The 20062-nt window shown below is 66.7% G+C and carries 18 protein-coding genes, 2 tRNA genes and 1 pseudogene; 9 read left to right on the top strand and 12 right to left on the bottom strand.

What is annotated here, in order from left to right:
- The first annotated feature begins 68 nt into the window (after positions 1 to 68).
- The 3 genes from ON33_RS07535 (at position 69) to ON33_RS07525 (ending at position 2341) form a co-directional block, all read left to right on the top strand.
- Positions 69 to 989: a LysR family transcriptional regulator gene (locus ON33_RS07535; RefSeq protein ID WP_040856863.1), complete on the top strand. Its 921-nt coding sequence runs from the start codon at positions 69 to 71 to the stop codon at positions 987 to 989.
- 84 nt (positions 990 to 1073) lie between these two features.
- Positions 1074 to 1505 (top strand): helix-turn-helix domain-containing protein, encoded by a 432-nt coding sequence (locus ON33_RS07530; protein WP_040856861.1) that lies wholly within the window; start codon positions 1074 to 1076, stop codon positions 1503 to 1505.
- Positions 1502 to 2341 (top strand): alpha/beta fold hydrolase, encoded by an 840-nt coding sequence (locus tag ON33_RS07525; RefSeq protein WP_040856860.1) that lies wholly within the window; start codon positions 1502 to 1504, stop codon positions 2339 to 2341. Before ON33_RS07530 ends, ON33_RS07525 begins: the two co-directional genes overlap by 4 nt.
- 73 nt (positions 2342 to 2414) lie before the next feature.
- Here the strand turns inward: ON33_RS07525 and ON33_RS07520 are convergent, their stop codons facing one another.
- The 4 genes from ON33_RS07520 to ON33_RS07505 form a co-directional block, all read right to left on the bottom strand.
- Complete coding sequence (locus ON33_RS07520) at positions 2415 to 3167, bottom strand: amino acid ABC transporter ATP-binding protein (protein ID WP_040857056.1); 753 nt, start codon at positions 3165 to 3167, stop codon at positions 2415 to 2417.
- 86 nt (positions 3168 to 3253) lie between these two features.
- On the bottom strand, positions 3254 to 4192 hold the full coding sequence (locus ON33_RS07515) for an amino acid ABC transporter permease (protein ID WP_040856859.1): 939 nt from the start codon (positions 4190 to 4192) through the stop codon (positions 3254 to 3256).
- A gap of 6 nt (positions 4193 to 4198) precedes the next feature.
- Entirely contained in the window at positions 4199 to 5107 is a 909-nt protein-coding gene (locus tag ON33_RS07510) for an ABC transporter substrate-binding protein (protein WP_051151754.1), read from the bottom strand.
- Positions 5108 to 5260: 153 nt separating this feature from the next.
- Complete coding sequence (locus tag ON33_RS07505) at positions 5261 to 6346, bottom strand: isocitrate/isopropylmalate dehydrogenase family protein (protein ID WP_040857052.1); 1086 nt, start codon at positions 6344 to 6346, stop codon at positions 5261 to 5263.
- A gap of 90 nt (positions 6347 to 6436) precedes the next feature.
- Here ON33_RS07505 and ON33_RS07500 point away from each other — a divergent pair, with 90 nt between their 5' ends.
- Together ON33_RS07500 and trxA are read left to right on the top strand one after the other, a co-directional pair.
- Positions 6437 to 6961, top strand: coding sequence for a 2'-5' RNA ligase family protein (locus ON33_RS07500; protein WP_040856858.1), 525 nt, complete (start codon positions 6437 to 6439; stop codon positions 6959 to 6961).
- A gap of 73 nt (positions 6962 to 7034) precedes the next feature.
- Complete coding sequence (trxA, locus tag ON33_RS07495; RefSeq protein WP_040856857.1) at positions 7035 to 7400, top strand: thioredoxin; 366 nt, start codon at positions 7035 to 7037, stop codon at positions 7398 to 7400.
- 118 nt (positions 7401 to 7518) lie between these two features.
- Here the strand turns inward: trxA and ON33_RS07490 are convergent, their stop codons facing one another.
- Both ON33_RS07490 and polA read right to left on the bottom strand, forming a co-directional pair.
- Positions 7519 to 7950, bottom strand: coding sequence for a 2-isopropylmalate synthase (locus tag ON33_RS07490; protein WP_040856856.1), 432 nt, complete (start codon positions 7948 to 7950; stop codon positions 7519 to 7521).
- A 537-nt stretch (positions 7951 to 8487) separates the two neighbouring features.
- Positions 8488 to 11223: a DNA polymerase I gene (polA, locus tag ON33_RS07485; RefSeq protein WP_051151753.1), complete on the bottom strand. Its 2736-nt coding sequence runs from the start codon at positions 11221 to 11223 to the stop codon at positions 8488 to 8490.
- A 122-nt stretch (positions 11224 to 11345) separates the two neighbouring features.
- Here polA and ON33_RS07480 point away from each other — a divergent pair.
- A tRNA-Trp gene (locus tag ON33_RS07480) sits at positions 11346 to 11418 on the top strand.
- A 59-nt stretch (positions 11419 to 11477) separates the two neighbouring features.
- Here the strand turns inward: ON33_RS07480 and ON33_RS43140 are convergent.
- The 6 genes and pseudogenes from ON33_RS43140 to ON33_RS07455 form a co-directional block, all read right to left on the bottom strand.
- On the bottom strand, positions 11478 to 12173 hold the full coding sequence (locus tag ON33_RS43140) for an ABC transporter ATP-binding protein (protein WP_245550375.1): 696 nt from the start codon (positions 12171 to 12173) through the stop codon (positions 11478 to 11480).
- Between the two features lie 138 nt (positions 12174 to 12311).
- Positions 12312 to 13214, bottom strand: a pseudogene (locus tag ON33_RS43135) (ABC transporter ATP-binding protein); the annotation flags it as partial.
- Between the two features lie 35 nt (positions 13215 to 13249).
- Positions 13250 to 14479 (bottom strand): branched-chain amino acid ABC transporter permease, encoded by a 1230-nt coding sequence (locus ON33_RS07470; RefSeq protein WP_040856855.1) that lies wholly within the window; start codon positions 14477 to 14479, stop codon positions 13250 to 13252.
- A complete protein-coding gene (locus tag ON33_RS07465; protein WP_040856853.1) occupies positions 14476 to 15516 on the bottom strand; it encodes a branched-chain amino acid ABC transporter permease in 1041 nt (346 codons plus the stop codon). The genes ON33_RS07470 and ON33_RS07465 overlap by 4 nt, the downstream gene beginning before the upstream one ends.
- 76 nt (positions 15517 to 15592) lie before the next feature.
- Positions 15593 to 16777 carry a branched-chain amino acid ABC transporter substrate-binding protein gene (locus tag ON33_RS07460; protein ID WP_245550342.1) on the bottom strand — a complete coding sequence of 395 codons (1185 nt, stop codon included), beginning with the start codon at positions 16775 to 16777 and terminating at the stop codon, positions 15593 to 15595.
- 273 nt (positions 16778 to 17050) lie between these two features.
- Complete coding sequence (locus ON33_RS07455) at positions 17051 to 17674, bottom strand: ANTAR domain-containing response regulator (RefSeq protein WP_040856851.1); 624 nt, start codon at positions 17672 to 17674, stop codon at positions 17051 to 17053.
- A gap of 222 nt (positions 17675 to 17896) precedes the next feature.
- On the opposite strand from ON33_RS07455, the gene ON33_RS07450 reads away from it, so the two are divergent.
- The 3 genes from ON33_RS07450 to ON33_RS07440 all read left to right on the top strand — a co-directional run bounded on the left by ON33_RS07450 (position 17897) and on the right by ON33_RS07440 (position 19923).
- Positions 17897 to 17983: transfer RNA gene (locus ON33_RS07450), tRNA-Leu, on the top strand.
- Between the two features lie 234 nt (positions 17984 to 18217).
- Positions 18218 to 19216, top strand: coding sequence for a glycosyltransferase (locus ON33_RS07445; protein WP_040856849.1), 999 nt, complete (start codon positions 18218 to 18220; stop codon positions 19214 to 19216).
- 227 nt (positions 19217 to 19443) lie between these two features.
- On the top strand, positions 19444 to 19923 hold the full coding sequence (locus ON33_RS07440) for a hypothetical protein (protein ID WP_157184444.1): 480 nt from the start codon (positions 19444 to 19446) through the stop codon (positions 19921 to 19923).
- The last annotated feature ends 139 nt before the right edge of the window (positions 19924 to 20062 follow it).

Raw genomic sequence — 20062 nt, 5'->3', positions numbered from 1 at the left:
CCCAACTCTGCTCGGCGCAGTTCGATAACTCCAACAGATAGTTTTTCTCGCAACTAGAATCACTAGTTATGGAACTGCGCCAGCTGCGATACTTCGTGACGGTCGCCGAGGAGGCCAACTTCACCCGGGCGGCGGCTCGGCTGCATCTGGCGCAGCCCGGGCTCAGTGCGCAGATCCGGCAGCTGGAACGCGAACTGGGCCAGCCGCTGCTGGATCGTTCCGGGCGGTCGGTCACGCTCACCCCGGTCGGCGCGGCGGTGCTGCCGCTGGCCCGGGCGGCCCTCGACGAGGTCGAGCGCATCACCCACACGGTGGACGAATTCACCGGTCTGCTGCGGGGGCACGTGCGGGTCGGACTGATCTCCGGCGCGGCCGGCGAGGAGATCGACATCGCCGCGGTGCTGTCCGCCTTCCATCGCGATCATCCGCAGATCGGCATCTCCCTGACCGAGGACACCTCCGACGCGATGTACAACGCGGTCCGCCGCGGCGACCTGGACATCGGCCTGCTCAGTATCTCCGCCGATCTGGATCCGGGCATCAGCGTCGAGAACATCTACGACAGCGCCATTGTCGCGGCGGTGCCGTTGTCGGCCGAGGGTTTCGGCGAGCGGATCACGCTGCCGGAGTTGTGCGAACACCCGCTGATCTGCCTGCCCTCCGGAACCGGCCTCCGCAGCCTGCTCGAAAATTCCTGCGCCACAGCAGGTCTCGTCCCGAAGGTGTCGTTCGAGGCGGCGGCTCCCCCGCTGCTGATCCGGCTGGCCGCGCATGAGCTGGGTGTCGCGATCGTGCCCCGGATTCCCCCGGCGGACGCGGCCCGGCTCGGGGTGCGCACCCTGGAGATCGATCCGCCGATGCGGGGCCGGCTGGTGCTGGCCTGGAATGCCGAACGGCCCATGAGCCCGGCAGCGAAGGTCCTGCTCGGCCAGCTCCGCCTCGCGCTGGCGCGCTGGAAGGATCCGGCGCCGATGTTCACCGGACCCTAGTGGGACAGGCAGCGTAAGGCCCATCACAAAAGTATCTAAACATCCCTATTGCGGTCACCAATAGGGATGTTTAGGGTAGTTTTCGTGACAGAACGTCTGTACTCCGTCGACGAGGTAGCCGACCGCCTCGGCCTGCACGTCCGCACCGTCCGCGGCTACGTGCGCGACGGGAAGCTCCCCGCCACCCGCATCGGCAAGCAATACCGCATCGCCGCCGCCGATCTGGAGACCTTCACCGGCCTGCCCGCACCCGGCGGACCACGCGAATCGGTTGCCCGGCAACGGCATTCGGAGGCATCCAGCATCATCGAGGTGGACGCCGTGGATCCCGGCACCGCCGATCGCGTCAGCACGCTGCTGACCGGCGCGGCGGCCACCCGCGGACCGGACGGACAGGCCCTGCGGGTCCAGACCTTCTACGACCGGGAACGCGCCCGGCTGAAGGTCATTCTCGTCGGCGGCCTGGGCGATACCGCCCGGCTGCTCGAATACATGGAAGGAGTCCTCGCGTCGTGAACGCGATCTACAAGTCCGAGGCCGGCCGCGCCGCCATCCAGGCCCGCTACCGGGACATCCTGCGGCAGTGGCCGGTTCCCGCCGAACAGCTGCACCTGCCGACCCGCGAGGGTGACACCTTCGTGCTCGCCTCCGGCCCGCGGGACGCGCCGCCGGTGATCCTGCTGCACGGCTCCGGCTCCAACAACTCGGCCTGGCGCGGCGATGTCGCCGCCTGGACACAGGATTTCCGGGTGTACGCGGTCGACATGCCCGGTGAGCCCGGCGGCAGCACCGAATCGCGCCCGGCCCTCGACTCCGGGGCGCTCGCGCTGTGGCTCGATGATGTCCTTGCGGGCCTTCAGCTTTCGGCCGCGAGCTTCGTCGGCATGTCGCTGGGCGGCTGGACGGCGCTGGACTACGCCGTCCGCCGCCCCGGCCACGTGACGAAACTGGCGCTGCTGTGCCCCGGCGGCATCGGCAAGCAGCGCTTCGGCTGGATCTTCAAGAATCTGCTCGACCATCTGTTCAGCAACTACGACCTGCGCCGCTCCGCGGCCATCGTCACCGGCCTGAACCTGACCGACCACGCCGAGATCCTGGACGACGTGACCCTCACGTTCACGCACTTCAATCCGCGCCGGGGCAAGCTGCCGCTCTTCACCGACGCCCAGCTGAGCAGCCTGACCATGCCGGTACTGGTGATCGTCGGCGCCGATGACGTCATGTTCAAATCCGCCGACACCGTCCGCCGCGCGACGCAATCCATCCCGGACGTGACCACGGAGATCCTGCCGGGCGTCGGCCACGCCATCCTCGGCCAGACCGCCCGCATCCAGGAGTTCCTCCGGAAGTAACGAGGTCAGGGAGCCGTCATCGCGGGGAATTCGGCGGAATTCCCCCGGAACGGCTCCCTGATCCGTTGTGCGCCTACAGGATGCGCGACAGGAACGCCTTGGTCCGGTCGTGCTGCGGATTGGCCAGCATCTCACGCGGGTTACCCGCCTCCACGACGACCCCGCCGTCCATGAAGACCAGTTGATCGGCCACCTCACGGGCGAAGCCCATCTCGTGGGTCACCACGATCATGGTCATGCCCGACGCCGCGAGCTCGCGCATGACGCCCAGCACCTCGCCCACCAGCTCCGGGTCGAGCGCCGAGGTGGGCTCGTCGAAGAGCATGAGCTTGGGATCCATGGCCAGCGCCCGCGCGATCGCCACCCGCTGCTGCTGACCGCCCGACAGCTGAGCCGGATAGGCATCGGCCTTGTCCGCCAACCCGACTCGGTTCAGCAGCTCCCGGGCCCGCGCCACCGCGTCGGCCCGCCGCAGCTTCTTGACCTGGGTCGGCGCTTCGATGATGTTCTCCAGCGCGGTGCGGTGCGGGAAGAGGTTGAAGTGCTGGAACACCATGCCGATATCGCGGCGCTGCCGGGCGGCCTCGCGTGGATACAGCTCGTAGAGTTTGCCGTTCTTCTCCCGATAGCCGACCAGATCGCCGTCTACGTAGAGGCGGCCGGCGTTCACCCGCTCGAGGTGGTTGATGCAGCGCAGAAAGGTGGACTTGCCGGAGCCGGACGGCCCGATCAGGCACAGCACCTCACCGCGTTTCACCTCCAGGGTGATGCCCTTGAGCACCTGCAGGGCGCCGAAGTTCTTGCACACCCGGTCGGCCCGCACCATGGGCACCGCCGACGACGGCAGCGCGTCCTCGAAGAGCGGCTTCGGTTCCTTCGAGAACGACAAAGAGTCCTCGGGCATTTCCGCGGTCACCTCACCCCTCCGGGGCCCTGCGCTGCGGCCAGGGCGCGCAACTGCTTTGCGGTCAACTGCCGCGAGCTGCCCCGCGAGTAGTAGCGCTCCAGGTAGTACTGGCCGATCATGAGCACGCTGGTGATGAGCAGGTACCAGGTGGCGGCCACCAGGAGCAGCGGGATGGGCTGGAAGTTCACGCTGTAGATGTCGCGGGCCCGGCCGTAGAGGTCGGTGGTGAGCGGGATGGCCGTCACCAGCGAGGTGGTCTTCAGCATGGAGATGAGCTCGTTGCCGGTGGGCGGGATGATCACCCGCATGGCCTGCGGCAGCACCGTGCGGGTCATGGTCTGCGACCACGACATGCCCAGCGCCACCGATGCCTCGCGCTGTCCCTCGCCCACGGAATTGATTCCGGCGCGGACGATTTCGGCCATGTAGGCGGCCTCGTTGAGACCCAGGCCGATCATGGCGAAGAAGAACGGCGCGGACCAGTGCTGCACATCGAAGTGCGTCAGCGACGGACCGAACGGCACCCCCACCGTGATGGTCTTGTACAGCGACGGGAACAGGCCCCAGAACACCAGCTGCACGTAAACCGGGGTGCCGCGGAAGATCCACAGATACACCCACGCCACCGACCGCAGCACCGGGTTCGGCGACAGCCGCATGACGGCCAGCACCACGCCCAGCACCACGCCGATGAGCATGGCCAGCACGGTCAGTTCCAGAGTGACCAACGCGCCCTTGGCGATTCGCTTGTCACCGAGGTACTTGAAGTAGGTGTCCCAGTGGTACGCGTCGTTGGTCTTGGCGCCCCAGACGAACAGGCCGAGGGCGATCAGAATGATGGCGGCGGCGATCCACCGGCCCGGCCGACGCAGCGGAATCGCTTTGATCGGCTCGGGTTCGGCGGTCGCGACCGCCGCCGCGGAATTGATTTCGTCCTGCGACATAACGACTCAGCTCGTCGCCCCGTTGATGCCGGACTTGGTGATCGCGCCCTCCTGGACGCCCCAGTTCTCGGCGATCTTCTTGTACTGGCCGTTGTCCATCAGGTACTGCACGGCTTCCTGCAGCACCGGCGCGAGCGGCGAGCTCTTCTTGACCGGCCAGCCGTAAGGCGCGGAATCGAAGATGGGACCGGCGGATTCGATCTTGTCGCTGGCCTGCTTGATGGCGTACGCGGTCACCGGGGAGTCGGCGGACATGGCGTCGACCTGACCCTGCACCAGCGCGTTGGCGGCGGCGGACTGCTCGTCGTAGGCGACCTTCTGGATCTCCGGCTTGCCCGCGGCGACGCACGCCTTGGACTTGGCCGGGATCTCGTCGGTGTCCTGAACGGTGGTGCGCTGCACCGCGACTCGCTTGCCGCAGGCATTGTTCGGATCGACCGCCTTGCCCTTCTGCTGGGCCCACTGGCTGCCCGCGGAGAAGTAGTCGACGAAGTCGGCGGTGGCCTCGCGCTCCTTGTTGTCGGTGAAGGAGGACATGCCGAGATTGAAGGTGCCCGCCTCGATGGAGGGGATGATCTTCTCGAAGTCGGCTTCCTTGTAGTCGGCCGACAGGCCGAGCACCTTGGCCACCGCGTCCATCAGGTCGACGTCGAAGCCGACGATCTTGCCGCTGCTCGGATCCCGGTACTCGTTGGGCTGGTAGGGCACGTTCACACCGACGACCAGCTTGCCGGAGGACTTGATGTCGGCGGGCACCTTGGCGGCGATGGTGTCGACCTTCGCCACGTCGACCTTGGCCACCTCGGGACCGTTGGACTCCGAATTGCTGGTACAGGCGGTCAGTGCGAGGGCGCCACCGGCGACGACGACAGCGGCCCGCAGGGCACGCCCGCGAAAAGAGTTACGAACAGACACAGCAGTCCTCCACAGTTCGGGTGCGCGACAACCGGGCGTCGCCCGCCGTTTGAAATGTAAGCGAGTGACACCGTCCGCGTCGGTCGGTAATCGAACATTAATCGGCGGCACGCCATCGCGTGGCCGAACACGCCCGGTCCCGGAAGTGCGCGCTCACCAGCGGTGCAGCCGTGCGCGCACCTGCTCGGTGAATTCGGAGGTAGAGGCTAGCCCACCCAAATCGGACGTCGCAACACCGGCCCGCAACGTCTCCGCAACCGCATGTTCCATGCGCTCGCCGACCCGCCGCAGGGCGCTGTAGTGCTGGGTGCGGCTCATCCACCGCAACATGCCCGCGGCGGAGGTGAACAACGCCACCGGATTCGCGCGATTGCGCCCCGCCAGCGTGGGGGCCGCGCCGTGCACGGCCTGCGCCATGACCTGCGTCTCCGAGCAGTTCACCGACGCCGCCATGCCGAGCGAACCGCTCAACTCGCCCGCGAGATCGGAAAGGATGTCGCCGAACAGGTTTTCGGTGACGATCACGTCGTAATCCTGTGGCGCGCGGACCAGATGCGCGGCCGCCGCGTCCACGTGCTCGTCGTTCGCCTCGATGTCGGGATACTGCGCAGCCACCTCGTAGCAGACGTCGCGGAACATGCCCATCGTCATGGGCAGCACATTGGCCTTGTGCACGATGGTCACCTTCTTGGCACGCTCTCCCGCGATCTCGAAACCGAGGTGTGCGATGCGTTCGATCGCCGCGCGGGTGAACACGCCGACGGCCAGCGCCACATCCGGCGACGGCTGGAATTCGCCGGAGCCCGCGACCATATTCCGGTCCGCGTAGAGGCCCTCGGAGTTCTCGCGCAGGATCAGCAGATCCATGTCCGGCGCGACCGAGCGCACGCCCTCGAGGGTGCGGGCCGGACGGATATTGGCGTAGAGCCCGAACCGTTTCCGCACCGCGCCCGCCGGCGGCAGACCGGTGCGGTGCTCGGGCGGGTAGGAGGCGCTGTCGTGCGGGCCCATGATCCAGGCGTCGAGTTCGGCCAGACCGTTCAGGGTCTGCTCGGGCACCGGGTCGCCGTACTGCTCGATCGCCAGGTGGCCCAGGGGCAGCGTCACCCATTCCACCGGCGGCAACCCCGTCGCCTGGAACGCGTCGTCGACCACGTCCCGGGTGGCGCGCACGATTTCCGGGCCGATGCCATCACCCTCCAGCAGGCCCAGGCGTAGTCGAGTGTCGCGGTCGTTCATGAGGGTCATCCTCGCGCAGCCCCGCTGGAGCCGATGCTCCGGCACACTTCCCGCGCATGTTTCGAGACCTGGGCGTAAGTTCGGGACACCATGGTGCAATCGGTGGAACTGGTGCTGGATACGACGGCCGAGGCCGAGGTGCGCCGCCAGTGGGCGCTGCTGCGCGAGCTCGGCCTGCACACGCCCGAGCCCGAGCACCGGCCGCACATCACCCTGGTGGTGGCGTCCATGATCTGGCCGCGACTGAACAAGGCGCTGGCGCACCAGGACTTCCAGCCCTTCCCCGTCCGGCTCGGCGGACTACTGGTGTTCGGGGCGCGCGCGCCCATCCTGGTGCGGGCCGTGGTGCCCTCCGAACCGCTGATCACGTTGCAGCACAGGCTGTTCCGGGTGATCGAGGAGTGCCCGGGAATTCCCGGCAATGTCCGGCCCGACGTCTGGACGCCGCATGTCACCATGGCCCGGCGGCTGCGGCCCGGCCAGTTCGACGCCGCGCTGGACGCGGTGGCCTGGGACAAGGATTTCCGGGCTACCGTGGAGGGTATCCGGCGTTGGGACGGAGATCGGCGGGTCGAATGGTCGGTGGCCGGTCGGCACGAATCGGCGGATTACTAGCACCCCCGATCGCCCAGGGAAGATAACCGTAGGGCCCGGTGTTGGACCGGGGACATCGATACGAGAGGAAACCATGGCCACCCAGACCCTGACCGAGCAGAACTTCGACGAGGTAGTCACCGGCAACGACGTCGTTCTCGTCGACTTCTGGGCATCGTGGTGCGGCCCCTGCCGCAGCTTCGCCCCGACCTTCGAGGCCTCGTCCGAGACGCATCCCGACGTGGTGCACGGCAAGGTCGACACCGAGGACCAGCAGGGCCTGGCCGCCGCCGCGAACATCCGCTCCATCCCGACGATCATGGCCTTCCGCGAGGGCGTGCTCGTCTTCGCGCAGCCCGGCGCCCTGCCCCCGGCCGCCCTCGAGGATCTGGTCACCCAGGTGAAGGCCCTCGACATGGACGAGGTTCGCAAGCAGATCGCCGAGCAGCAGGCGCAGTAAACACTCCCCCGGCAGCTTCAGCGCCGCAGCTCCCAGAAGAGTTGCGGCGCTTTACTTTTCGACGCCGACAGCGCTCAGTTCCCGGCCCCGCCGCAACCGCGGCGGTGCCGGGACTTTGTCAGAAGTGCGAACCGAGGCGGTTGATGCCGGCGATCATGGCGCGGATGGTGGATTCGGCCGGGTCGTCGGCGAGGGCGGCGCCCCAGCCGCGGCGGCCGTTGAACTCACACTGCACGAAGGTGGCCATGCCGTCCTGGGTGCGGCGCTGGTGGAACTGGAGGATCTCCACCGGATAGCCCTCGTCGTAGAGCGCCGAGGTCAACGCCGCCACCGGGCTGCCGGTCGCCACGACGGTGCGCAGGTGATCGGCGATTTCGAGGGTGGCCGTGCCGGCCCGGTGGCCGATCGGGGTCCAGTCGCTGAGCTTGACCGGGCCCGTCTGGGCGCAGTACCGGTCATGGAACTCGGCGGGGGTCAGGCCGGTGCACTCGGTCCGCAGGTTCGCGGGGGCAGCGGCGATGAACGTGGCGGAATCAAGGGTGATGGTCATTGAACTAGGTCTTCCCGACTTCTTCCGAAGAAAGTGACAGAGGGGACCAGCAAAAAAGTTCGTTCGGCCGCAGCGAGGGGCCGGTCCGAATCAGACCCCGCTACGGCGGAGAACTACGAGTACGCCTGCGTCAGCCACACTCGCGGTGAGCGAAATGAGCGCGGCGCGGTCGCGGTCGGCGACTTCGAGCGCTGCGCTGCGGCTGTAGGCGGGATTCGGCACGGGGTCGAGCATAGGGGGACACCCACGCAATGGCAACCATATTCGTCTTCGACCCACGAGTAACTTCGTCGCAGGTCACCGGATATGCGACGGGCGCCACACCGGCCCCCGAACGAGTCCGAGCAAACACCATGGGACCCGCAAACATCCGATTCGTGAACATGCCCAGCTCACGGCAATTCCGACAAGGCGTACACGCGGTGGCGCGCGCGGAAATCCTGGGATCGGATCGGGCGCGGAGACGAGAACTGCCCGCATCGAAGTTCGATGCGGGCAGTCAGCGTGTCGCACGAGTCGCGGGCGCGTGTCGAGTCGCTAGTGTGCGGCCGAATCCCAGCTGCGGCCCACGCCCACCGACACCTCGAGCGGCACCGAGAGTTCGATGGCGTTGGACATGTGCTCGCGCGCAAGCGATTCCAGTTGCTCACGCTCGCCCGGGGCGACCTCGAAGACGAGTTCGTCGTGGATCTGCAGCAGCATCCGGGACTTCAGCCCGGCCGCCCGGATCGCCTGCTGGGTGTCGATCATGGCGACCTTGATGATGTCGGCGGCCGTGCCCTGGATGGGGGCGTTGAGGGCCATTCGCTCGGCGGCCTCGCGGCGCTGCCGGTTGCTGGAATCCAGGTCCGGCAGATAGCGGCGGCGGCCGAAGAGGGTTTCGGTGTAGCCGATCTTGCGGGCCTGCTCGACAGCGTCGCGCAGATAGTCGCGGATGGCGCCGAAACGGTTGAAGTAGATCTCCATCTGGACCTTCGCCTCGTCGGCGCTGATCTTCAACTGCTGGGACAGGCCGTAGGCGGACAGACCGTAGGCCAGGCCGTAGGACATGGCCTTGATGCGGCGGCGCAGTTCCGGATCCACCTCGGAAATGGGGATGTCGAAGGCCTTGGAGGCGACGAAGTTGTGCAGGTCCTCGCCGGAGTTGAAGGCCTCGATCAGGCCCTCGTCCTTGGAGAGGTGGGCCATGATCCGCATTTCGATCTGGCTGTAGTCGGCGGTCATCAGCGACTCGTAGGTGGAACCGACGACGAAGGTATCGCGGATGCGGCGGCCCATATCGGTGCGGATCGGAATGTTCTGCAGGTTGGGCTCGGTCGAGGAGAGCCGGCCCGTCGCCGCCACCGTCTGATTGAAGGTGGTGTGGATCCGGCCGTCGTCGGCGACCGACTTGAGCAGGCCGTCCACCGTCACCTTCAGGCGGGTGGCGTCGCGGTGCTCGAGCAGGTACCGCAGGAACGGGTGCTCGGTCTTCTCGTAGAGACCTTCGAGCGCATCGGCGTCGGTGGTGTAGCCGGTCTTGGTGCGCTTGGTCTTCGGCATGTCGAGCTTCTCGAACAGCACCACCTGCAACTGCTTGGGCGAGCCGAGGTTGATCTGCTCCCCGATCACGCCGTAGGCATTGTTGGCCGCCTCGGCGACGCGGTCGGCGAACTCGCGCTGTAGTTGCCCCAGCTGAGCGGAGTCGACGGCGATGCCCGCGGCCTCCAGATCGGCCAGCACGCTCAGCAGCGGCAGTTCCATATCCCGCAGCAGGGCGGTGGACTCGATGCGCTCGAGTTCGGCGTCGAAGGCGTCGGCGAGGTCGGAAACCGCACGGGCGCGCAGCATCTGGGCATTGGCGACCTCGGCGTCGACCTGCTCCTCGTCGTCGAGCAGCGACAGCTGGGTCTCGCCGGCATTGTCGACGCGCAGTTCCCGACTCAGGTAGCGCAGCGACAGGTCCTCGAGGTTGAAGGTGCGCTGGCCCGGCAGGATCAGGTAGGCGGCGAGCGCGGTGTCGCTGGTCAACCCGCCCAGCTGCCAGCCGCGGCCGCGCAGAGCGTGCATGGCGGTCTTGGCCTCGTGCAACGCCTTCGGGACCTCCGGGTCGGCGAGCCAGGCGCCCAGCGCCTTCTCGTCCTCCGGGGTGAGGGTGTGCACATCGATGTAGGCGCCCTCGCCGTCGGCGGCGGCCAGCGCGATGGCCTGGGTGTCGCCGTGGATCGGCGAGCCGGTGCCGACCACGGAAACACCGTGCCGCACACCGGTTCCGGCATGCTCGGCCAGCCAGTCCGTGACCGTGCCCGCGGCGAGCGTGCTGCCGCTGATCTCGAAACCGGCCTCGGCCTCCGGCTCCACCGGGGCCAGGGTGTCGAAGAGGCGATCGCGCAGGACGCGGAACTCCAGCTCGTCGAAGAGCTGGTGGATCTTCTCCCGATTCCACGGCTGCACCGCCAGCTGCTCCGGCGTGTAGGGCAGCGGCACGTCCTTCACCATCTCGGTGAGCTGCCGGTTGAGCACGACACTGGACAGGTTGGCGCGCAACGCGTCTCCGACCTTGCCCTTGACCTTGTCCACCTGGTCGACCAGCGTGGCCAGGTCACCGTATTCGCGCACCCACTTGGCGGCGGTCTTCTCCCCCACGCCCGGGATGCCCGGCAGGTTGTCGCTCGGGTCGCCGCGCAGCGCCGCGAAGTCCGCATACTGCTGCGGGGTGAGCCCGTACTTCTCCTCCACCACCGCCGGGGTGAACCGGGTCAGCTCGGAGACGCCCTTCTTCGGGTAGAGCACGGTGACGTTGTCGTTGACCAGCTGCAGCGAATCGCGGTCACCGCTGACGATGAGGACCCGGAAACCCTCCGGCACGGCCTGCGTGGTGAGGGTGGCGATCAGATCGTCCGCCTCGTAGCCCTCGATGGCCAGCACCGGAATCCCCAGCGCCCCCAGCACTTCCTGGGTGGTCTCCACCTGCCCCCTGAACTCGTCGGGCGTGCTGATCCGGTTCGCCTTGTACTCCGGGAACGCCTCGGTCCGGAACGTCTTCCGGCTCACGTCGAAGGCCGCCGCCACATGCGTGGGCTTCTCGTCCCGCAGCAGGTTGATCAGCATCGCGGTGAATCCGTACACCGCGTTGGTGGTCTGCCCACTGTGCGTCTTGAAGTTCTCCGCCGGCAGCGCGTAGAACGCGCGGTAGGCCAGCGAATGCCCATCCAGCAACAGCAGGGTCGGCTGCTCCCCGGACGCAGATGCGGGCACAACACCAGGACGCTGATCAGTAGAGGCAGGGGTCACCCGACAGAGTCTAGGTATCCCCTCCGACATCCGTGGGCAGCGGGCATACTCGGCCCGTCGGCCCAGGTCAGCAAAACCGATTTCATCGCGGCCGCGCTACCTGGTAGCGTAGGGCCCCGCCAAGGGGTGTAGCTCAATTGGCAGAGCAGCCGTCTCCAAAGCGGCAGGTTGCAGGTTCGATTCCTGTCGCCCCTGCTGAAGGCTTCGGGCCGGTCATCGGAAGATGACCGGCCCGAATGCTTTTCGGGTGGATGTCAGCCGACGCCGAGGTAGGCGGACTTGACCGCGGGGTCGTGCAGCAGCGCCCGGCCGCCGCCGGTTTTGGTGACCTCGCCAGTTTCCAGGATGTAGGCGCGGTCGCTGCGGGTCAGGGCCTGCTGGGCGTTCTGCTCGACCAGCAGGACCGTGGTGCCCTGGGCGTTGATGTCGGCGATGATGCGGAAGATCTGCTGGATCACCATGGGGGCCAAGCCCATTGACGGCTCATCCAGCAGCAGCAGCTGCGGGCGGGCCATGAGAGCGCGGCCGATGGCCAGCATCTGTTGCTCACCGCCGGACAGGGTGCCGCCCACCTGGCGACGGCGTTCCAGCAGGCGCGGGAACAGCTCGTAGACCCAGTCCAGGGTGTGGACGTAGTCGGCCTTGGCCTTGAACGGTCGTGCGTGGCAACCCATGTCGAGGTTTTCCTGAACCGTCATCCCAGGGAAGACGCCGCGGCCCTCGGGGGCCTGGATCAGACCCGCCACCACGCGTTCGTGGGCCTTCATGCGGGTGATGTCGCGGCCCTGGAACATGATGCGGCCGCGGGTGAGCGGCAGCAGGCCGGACAGGGCGCGCATGGTGGTCGTCTTGCCCGCGCCATTGGCGCCCAGCAGGGTCACCAGCTCGCCCTGGCCCACTGACAGCGAGATGCCGTGCAGGGCTTGGATTCTGCCGTAGTTGACCACCATGTCCTCGACCGTCAGCAGCGGCTGATCGGCCGCCGTGGCGGGGACGTCGGGCACGGAAGCCCGCTCGGCGAGATCCGGAACCGGTTCGGCCCCGATGCTTTCCGCTTCCGCGACATCGTCGGCGGTCTCGGCGTCGGCCTCGTCGGGCACACCCAGATACGCGTTGATCACCGCCGGGTCCTGGCGGATCTGGTCCGGCAGCCCGTCGGCGATCTTGCGGCCGAACTCGAGCACCACGATGCGGTCGGTCACGCCCATGACCAGCCGCATGTCGTGCTCGATGAGCAGCACGGTGTAGCCGTCGTCGCGGATCTTGCGGATCAGATCCATGAGCGCCGACTTCTCGCTCGGGTTGAAGCCGGCGGCCGGCTCGTCCAGGCACAGCAGCTTCGGTTCCGTCGCCAGCGCGCGGGCGATCTCCAGGCGGCGCTGATCGCCGTAGGAGAGATTGCGCGCCTTCTCCACCGCGTGCGGGGCGATGCCGACGAATTCCAGTAGCGCCATGCCTCTTTCGAGCGAGTCGCGTTCCTCGCTGCGGTGCCGGGCGGTACGGAAGATGGCGCCGGGGACCGAGGTCCGGTGCCGGGCGTCCGCTCCCACCACCACGTTCTCCAGCGCGGTCATCTCGCCGAAGAGCCGGATGTTCTGAAAGGTGCGCGCGATACCCAGGCGGGTGATCTCGTTGCGCTTGGTCTTGGTGAGCGGCTTGCCGTCGAAGTAGACGGTGCCGCCCGAGGGCCGGTACACGCCGGAGATGGCGTTGAAGCAGGTCGTCTTGCCCGCGCCATTGGGTCCGATGAGCCCGAGGATCTCGCCGCGGCGGATCTCGAAGCTGACCGCGTCGAGGGCGGTGAGACCGCCGAACTTCACCGTCAGCCCGTCGGTGCGCAGCAGCGGCGCGCCGACCTCGGTCTCGATGTCCCGGTGCGGAGCGACGACTTCCGCGACCGCCTCCGAATCCCCCAGTACCGGAAGTACTTCGGTGACGTCCAGCGTGCCCGCGCTGGGCTCGGCCTCCGGCGCCGCGTACCCGGCCGCCATGTCCTCGTTGTCGAAGAGCGCGTCGCCCGGCCCCGTCACTGTCCCGCTCCCGTCGCCGGCGCGGCCACCGGCCGTCGCACCGCCCGATACACCTGCCGCCCATAGGCGAGCAGTTTCTGCCGAGCCGGGAACAGACCCTGCGGCCGGAAGATCATCACCACCACCAGCGTGAGTCCGAAGAACAGATACTTGTAGTCGCCCAGCGACTGCCCGCCCACATTCACCGACATGAACCGGTTGGGCAGGTACACGATCAGGAACGCGCCCACGATCACGCCGAGCTTGTTGCCCTGGCCGCCCAGCACCACCGCGCACAGGAACAGCATCGAGTTGATGACATTGAATCCGGCCGGGTTGATGAACTGCACCTGGCCCGCGTACAGGGCGCCGGACAGGCCGCCGATGGCCGCGCCAATGGTGAACGCCCACAGCTTGAACTTGAAGGTCGGCACGCCCATGATCTCGGCGGCGTCCTCGTCCTCGCGAATGGCCACCCAGGCGCGGCCCACGCGGCTGCGCTCGAGATTGCCGACCAGCATCAGCACGCCGACCACCAGCACGATGCCCAGCCAGTACCACCAGGTGCCGGAGTTGGCCCGGTCCAAGGGATTCCAGCTGGTCGTGTCACCGAGGTTGCCGGAGGAGAAATAGCCGCCGGGGTGACTGTCCGACTCGCCGAGCTTCGGATACTGGATCCGCGACAGGCCCAGGCTGCCGTTGGTGATCTCGGGCAGATTGTCGGCCAGCAGCCGCACGATCTCACCGAAGCCGAGGGTCACGATGGCGAGGTAGTCGCCGCGCAGGCGCAGGGTGGGCGTGCCGAGGATGAGGCCGGAGATGGCCGTCAGCAGGATCGCGATCGGCACACAGGCCAGCCACGCCCACTTGGGATCGAGCCAGCCGCCATTGGTCTGGTTCCACGGACTGTTCGGACTGGTGAGCAGGCCGACCGAATACGCGCCGACCGCGTAGAAGCCGACATACCCCAGGTCGAGCAGACCCGCCTGTCCCACAACCACATTCAGGCCGATGGCGATGAGCGCGTACATGGCGAACTGCGCCATCACCCCGCCGAAACTGGTGCCCGGGGTGTCCAGCAGCGGCAGCTTGAACAGCGGCAGCACGGCCAGCACCAGGACCGCCGGCACGCCGAACCCCCACTGCGCCGGGCGGGACAGCCCGCCCCACCAGTTGCGGATGGCGTCGCCGACACCCCGTCCGGCGGGCGAATTCTGCGGCGCGGGGGCCGGTTTCGTCGTCGTCATGCCCGCGCCCTCCCCAGGCTCTCGCCCAGAATGCCGGTCGGGCGAATCATCAGCACGCCGACCAGCACGACGAAGGCCACCACGTCACGCCACTGGGTGCCGAACAAGATCTGCCCGTAATCCTCGGCCAGGCCCAGCAGCAGGCCGCCCAGCAGCGCCCCGCGCAGGTTGCCGATGCCGCCGAGCACCGCGGCGCTGAACGCCTTGATGCCCAGGATGAATCCGCCGTTGTAGATGATGCCGTTGGGGATCTTCAGCGTGTACAGCAGCGCGGCCGCACCGGCGAGCACACCGCCGATGAGGAACGTCAGCATGATGACCCGTTCCCGTGAGACGCCCATCAGCGTGGCGGTATCGGGATCCTGGGCGACCGCGCGAATGCTGCGGCCGAATTTCGTCTTGTTGATGAGCAATTCCGTGACGAGCGCCAGAGCGATCGCCGCGAGCACGATCACCAGCGAGACATTGGTGACCGAGGCGCCGAAGATCTGGAACTGCTCGGTGGGTTTCACCAATACGATCGGCTGCTGCGCATTGGTGCCACCGAGTTTATTGCCGGTCAATTTCGGCAGCACGTAGTGCACGAATTCCTGCAATACGAAGGACATGCCGATCGCGGTGATGAGGAAGATCAGCGGTTTCGCGCCGCGTTTGCGTAGCGGGCGATACGCGACCCGTTCCAGACCCACCGCGGCGGCGCCGGACACGAGCATTCCGAATACCATGGCCGCACCGAGATAAATGACGGTCAAGGCGACGCCCTGAGAATACACATCGCCACTGGCGGCGAATCCGAAAACCATCAGCCCGACCAGCTGGCCGAACATGCCCAGCATGAAAACTTCCGAATGGGCGAAATTGATCAGGCGCAACACACCGTAGACCAGTGTGTATCCGACCGCGACCAGGGCGTAGATCGAACCGTAGGTCAAACCTTCGACGGTGAGCCGCCAGAACTGGTCGACTACGCCGGAGACGTTGAATTCGATGGAACTGCTCGCGAGGAGTGTCACATCGGCCAGAGCAGGTGTAGACATTCGTTACTTTCGCCGTCCGAGGAAAACAGCGTGTGCCGCAGAACGATCCGGCACACGCTGTTCCGAATAGAGGGTGCTACTTGACCTGGTACATCCAGATCAACGCGTTCGCCAATTCACCGGTGGGGCCCCACTTGTACTCGCGGGCCAGACCCTGCCCGTCGTAGTTGCGGACGTATTCCACCAGGTCGGGACGGGTGACCTTACCGGCCTCGATGCCCTTGAGCACGATCGTGGTCAGGTCGTAACCCTCGGTCGAATAGGTGCCCGGGTCGTAGTTGTTGAACGCCTTGTAGGCGGTGGTGAACTTGTCCGAGGCCGGACCACACGGGCACGACAGCAGCGCGTCCTTGGAGGCATTGCCCGCCTGCTTGACGAACTCCACGTCCTTGGTGCCGTCGTCGGAGATGAAGGTCGCGGTCACGCCGCCATTGCGCAGCTGGCTGACCAGTGGGGACGCCTCGGCGTAGTAGCCGGCGTAGAAGATGCCGTCCGGCTTGGCCGACGCCATCTTGGAGACCGTCGCGGAGAAGTCCTTGTCCTTCTGCTTCACGTTGGCCGCGCAGCTCGGGTCGGCGATCGAGCCCAGGCCCTCGGTGACGGTCTTGGCCAGGCCGGTGCCGTAGTCCGAGTCGTCGGCGATGACGCAGATCTTCTTGAACTTGCCGGTGCCCTTCAGGTATCCGCCCACGGCCGGACCCTGGATGCCGTCGTTGCCCAGGCCGCGGAAGAAGTTGCTCCAGCCATTGGTGGTGAGGGTGACGTTGGTGGCCGAGGGCGTCAGCGACAGCAGATTGGCCTGGTTGAGGATCGCGCCGGTCGCCTTGGTCTCGCCGGAGAAGGTCGGGCCGATCAGGGCCACGATCGACGGATCGCTGACGATGGTCGGGATGACCTGGGTGGCCTTCTGCGGGTCGCCCTCGGTGTCGAATTCCTTGACCGTCACCTGACAGCCCGGATTGGCCTTGTTGTGCTGGTCCAGCGCCAGTTTCACGCCGCGGATGATGTTCAGGCCGAGGTTGGCGTTGTCACCGGTGAGCGGACCTGCCATAGCGATCGTCTGGGGCGCGCATTTCCCCTTGCCGTCGCCGGCCGGATCCGCGGCCGAGCTGGTGTCCTTGGCGGGAACTTCCTTGCCCTGACCATCTACCTGGACGAGCGGCTGAATGGTCAGATTCGACCCGCCGCCCGAATTGTCCGTCGATTTGCTGCTGCATGCCGCCGATGACAGCGCGAGTACCGCTGCCGCACCGATCACCACCGCTCGCGCCGTGCGACTGTGTCGCAGGGACGACCTCCGCGTCAATGAACCAAGCACGATTCACCTCATGTTCTGTGCTACCCCGGGGTGACCGAGGAGGGCCGCCCCATCGATCGGCCCGTCCAGAACATAGCCCTGCCACGTTAGCTCCGCATCACATTCGAATCATCCATGTGACATCGCAACAAAAGCGGAACGCCCTGCTGTTACCGCACTGTTAATTTCTCCAGTGCATTCAAGGCAACAACAGGGCGACGACGCGGCAAATGCGCGTTACTTCGGCGCGAGGTTCTCCAGCACCACTTCCGCGACCGCCTTCATGGTGGTGCGACGATCCATGGCCGTGCGCTGAATCCACTTGAAGGCCTGCGGCTCGGATAGCCCCTGGGTCTGCATCAGCACACCCTTGGCACGCTCGACCAGCTTGCGCGTCTCGAGCCGGTCGGTCAGATTCGCGACCTCGCTCTCGAGCGCCGTGATCTCATGGAATCGCGATGCGGCCAATTCGATGGCCGGCACCAGATCCGACTTGGTGAACGGCTTCACCAGGTACGCCATCGCCCCCGCGTCCCGCGCCCGCTCCACCAGGTCACGCTGGCTGAAGGCAGTCAGGATGACCACCGGCGCAACGCGTTTCGACGCGATCTCGGCCGCCGCGTCGATGCCGTCCCGACGCGGCATCTTCACGTCCATGATCACCAGATCGGGCCGCAGCTCCTCGGCGAGATCCACAGCCTGCTGACCGTCTCCCGCCTCACCCACCACGTGATAGCCCTCCTCCGAGAGCATCTCCACCAGGTCCATCCGGATGAGCGCCTCGTCCTCGGCAACCACCACCCGCTTGGGGGCGGACGCCGCAGCGTCCTTCTTCGAACCGCCCCCTGCTGTCGTTCCCATAGATGAACCCCTGTCGCTTCCGAATACCGATACCCGATACCACCTCGTCTTGCGCCACCCTCGCAGGACCGGCACGCATCGAGTCACTCCAAAGAGTACCGTCGCCCCGCCCACATAACCCACGTACCCAGCGCAAACTGACCAGTATCACAACCGAACCCGCCCTGAACCCCCTCGATTAGTCTCTTCCCCCCTTCACCCGCTATCATTTCTTCCCGGTGCGCCGGGTTGGCGGAACTGGCAGACGCGACGGTCTCAAAAACCGTTGTCCGAAAGGACGTGTGGGTTCGAGTCCCACACTCGGCACCACTCTCGATTCCGGGTCCGGAGAACAGTCACTCATCCCCACTTCGGGGACAGTCCCGATGATGGTCGGCCGTTGCGCGACGCCTGGGGAAGTCCGTTGAATTCCGCGGCGAAGACGCGGTTGCTCCGGGGAATTCGGTTTGTGCTCAAGGGGTTCCGAGTTGGGGTAGCGAGAAGTGGTGTCCGGCAGAGTGTTCGGACATGGTCAACCTCGGGTTGACGGGCTAGGGTGGCGGGATGCGCCTTGTGTTCGCCAGCCTTGCGACCGTGGGGCACGCGTATCCGCTGGTGCCGCTGGCGGTGGCGGCTCGGAAAGCCGGGTGCGAGGTGCATTTCGCGGTCGGCGAGGGAATGCACGGGGCGATCGGGCGGCACGGGTTGCGGCCGTTTCGGCCGGGGGACTGTTTCTCCGAGATATACGCGGAGGATATTGCGGGGGATCTCGAGCGGTTGCGGCCGGATCTGGTGATTCACGAGTGGGGCGTGCCGGGAGTGGCGATCGCGGCGCGGCTTGCGGGGATTCCGGGGCTGTGGCACGGGTTCGGGCGGATGTTTCCGGAGGGGATCGGGCTCGAGATGCCGACGCGGGTCGCCGGGGTGGAGGAAGTACCGCATATCGATATCTGTCCGCCTGCGCTGCAGGACAAGGAATTTCTGCGCGCGGATCGGATCGAGTTGCGGCCGGTGCCGTATCCGGGGGCGGGAGAAATCGACGCGGTGCCGGGCATTCCCGCGGACCGGCCGCTGATCTACCTCACGCTGGGAACCGCGTTCGGGACACCGGAACTGCTCACGCGGGCCGTGTCCGGGCTCTCGCGGCTCGACGCCCGGATCGTCGTCGCCGCGGGACGGCTGGACCCGGACGAACTCGGCGCACTGCCCGACAATGTCACCGTGCACGGCTGGGTGTCGCAGACACGGCTGCTCCCCTACGTCGATCTCGTCGTGCATCACGGCGGTAGCGGCACCACACTCGGGGCGCTGAATTACGGAGTACCCCAACTACTCCTGCCGCAGGGGGCCGACCAGTTCGCCAATGCGGACGCGGTCGAGGCGGCGGGGGCGGCGCTCCAGGTCCGGACGGACGACCTCGACGCGGCGGTGATCATGGACAGAGCAGCGCAGTTGCTGCCCAGGCGCGGCAATCCCCATCGCGCGGCGGCCGAGGCGCTCGCCGCGGAGATCGCCCGCATGCCGGCGCCCGAAGAGGTCGTCGATCGGCTGCGCGATTGTTAGAGCTTGACCGCGGCTCGAATACCCCGTTCGAAATCGATGCGCAGCCGAGTTCATCCGGTCAGCAGGTCGATTAACCGATCAATACCGGGGTGCAGTACAATATCAATCCGCTATTGCAGAGCAGATCCCCGTGCCGAAAATCTTTGATTCGGGCATTTCGCCCCGGTGGCGCGATGTGTCGCGCATGATCTGGGTGCTGTTGTTCCGATGAGCATGGTGGAGGTCGCATGCGAATCCTGAAATCCGCGTGGATGAAAGCGGGGCCGGCCGGCATCGGCCTCGCGGTGGCGGTAGTGGCGTTGTGCGCGGGGTGCGGGACGGAAACGGGCGGGTCCGCGGTACCGGCCGGAGCGGGATCGACGGCAGGAGAGACCACCGTGGCCAAGACGACGTCTTCGAAGGAATCGCAGCAGCCGTCGGACGGGCTGCCCGCCGCCGCGAACGGGACCGATCTCGGCGCCTGTTCGAACGGCAATTGCGAGGTCCGGGTCGATGGGCCGACCACCATTCCGGTTCCGGGATTCTCCCGGATCAGCAGTGTCAAGATCGGACAGATCAGCCCGGGGGCGGTCACGGCGTCGACGACCGTGTTCGGTTTGCCCGTTTCCGGCTCGACCGGGGTCGGCGGGACCATCTTCCTCAACGGCCTGACCGTGAAGATCGTTGCTGTTCACGGCAACTCGGCCGTGCTGCGACTGAGCACCTGACGAGCGCGCCCGGCCGGGCGCGGGTCCCGGCATTCCCCGCCCGGCGGACTAGACTGCGGTCAGCACGATGAACCAGCGTTTTCGAACCGCCGACACAGCGGCACCGTAGTCCCGCACAGGTCAGCGAAACGTGCGGAGG

Origin of the sequence: Nocardia niigatensis NBRC 100131 (assembly GCF_000308655.1) — a bacterium.
GTDB lineage: Bacteria > Actinomycetota > Actinomycetes > Mycobacteriales > Mycobacteriaceae > Nocardia > Nocardia niigatensis.
The sequence above is the reverse complement of the archived record's forward strand: the minus strand, read 5'-3'. Positions and strand labels throughout refer to the sequence as shown.

Bases quoted from the DNA above. Each gene is read 5' to 3' on its own strand.
- ON33_RS07535 (WP_040856863.1), top strand. From the start codon at position 69: ATGGAACTGCGCCAGCTGCGATACTTCGTGACGGTCGCCGAGGAGGCC.
- ON33_RS07520 (WP_040857056.1), bottom strand. From the start codon at position 3,167: ATGGTGCGGGCCGACCGGGTGTGCAAGAACTTCGGCGCCCTGCAGGTG.
- ON33_RS07515 (WP_040856859.1), bottom strand. From the start codon at position 4,192: ATGTCGCAGGACGAAATCAATTCCGCGGCGGCGGTCGCGACCGCCGAA.
- ON33_RS07505 (WP_040857052.1), bottom strand. From the start codon at position 6,346: ATGAACGACCGCGACACTCGACTACGCCTGGGCCTGCTGGAGGGTGAT.
- ON33_RS07500 (WP_040856858.1), top strand. From the start codon at position 6,437: ATGGTGCAATCGGTGGAACTGGTGCTGGATACGACGGCCGAGGCCGAG.
- trxA (WP_040856857.1), top strand. From the start codon at position 7,035: ATGGCCACCCAGACCCTGACCGAGCAGAACTTCGACGAGGTAGTCACC.
- ON33_RS07490 (WP_040856856.1), bottom strand. From the start codon at position 7,950: ATGACCATCACCCTTGATTCCGCCACGTTCATCGCCGCTGCCCCCGCG.
- ON33_RS43140 (WP_245550375.1), bottom strand. From the start codon at position 12,173: ATGGTGGTCAACTACGGCAGAATCCAAGCCCTGCACGGCATCTCGCTG.
- ON33_RS07470 (WP_040856855.1), bottom strand. From the start codon at position 14,479: ATGACGACGACGAAACCGGCCCCCGCGCCGCAGAATTCGCCCGCCGGA.
- ON33_RS07465 (WP_040856853.1), bottom strand. From the start codon at position 15,516: ATGTCTACACCTGCTCTGGCCGATGTGACACTCCTCGCGAGCAGTTCC.
- ON33_RS07455 (WP_040856851.1), bottom strand. From the start codon at position 17,674: ATGGGAACGACAGCAGGGGGCGGTTCGAAGAAGGACGCTGCGGCGTCC.
- ON33_RS07445 (WP_040856849.1), top strand. From the start codon at position 18,218: ATGCGCCTTGTGTTCGCCAGCCTTGCGACCGTGGGGCACGCGTATCCG.
- ON33_RS07440 (WP_157184444.1), top strand. From the start codon at position 19,444: ATGCGAATCCTGAAATCCGCGTGGATGAAAGCGGGGCCGGCCGGCATC.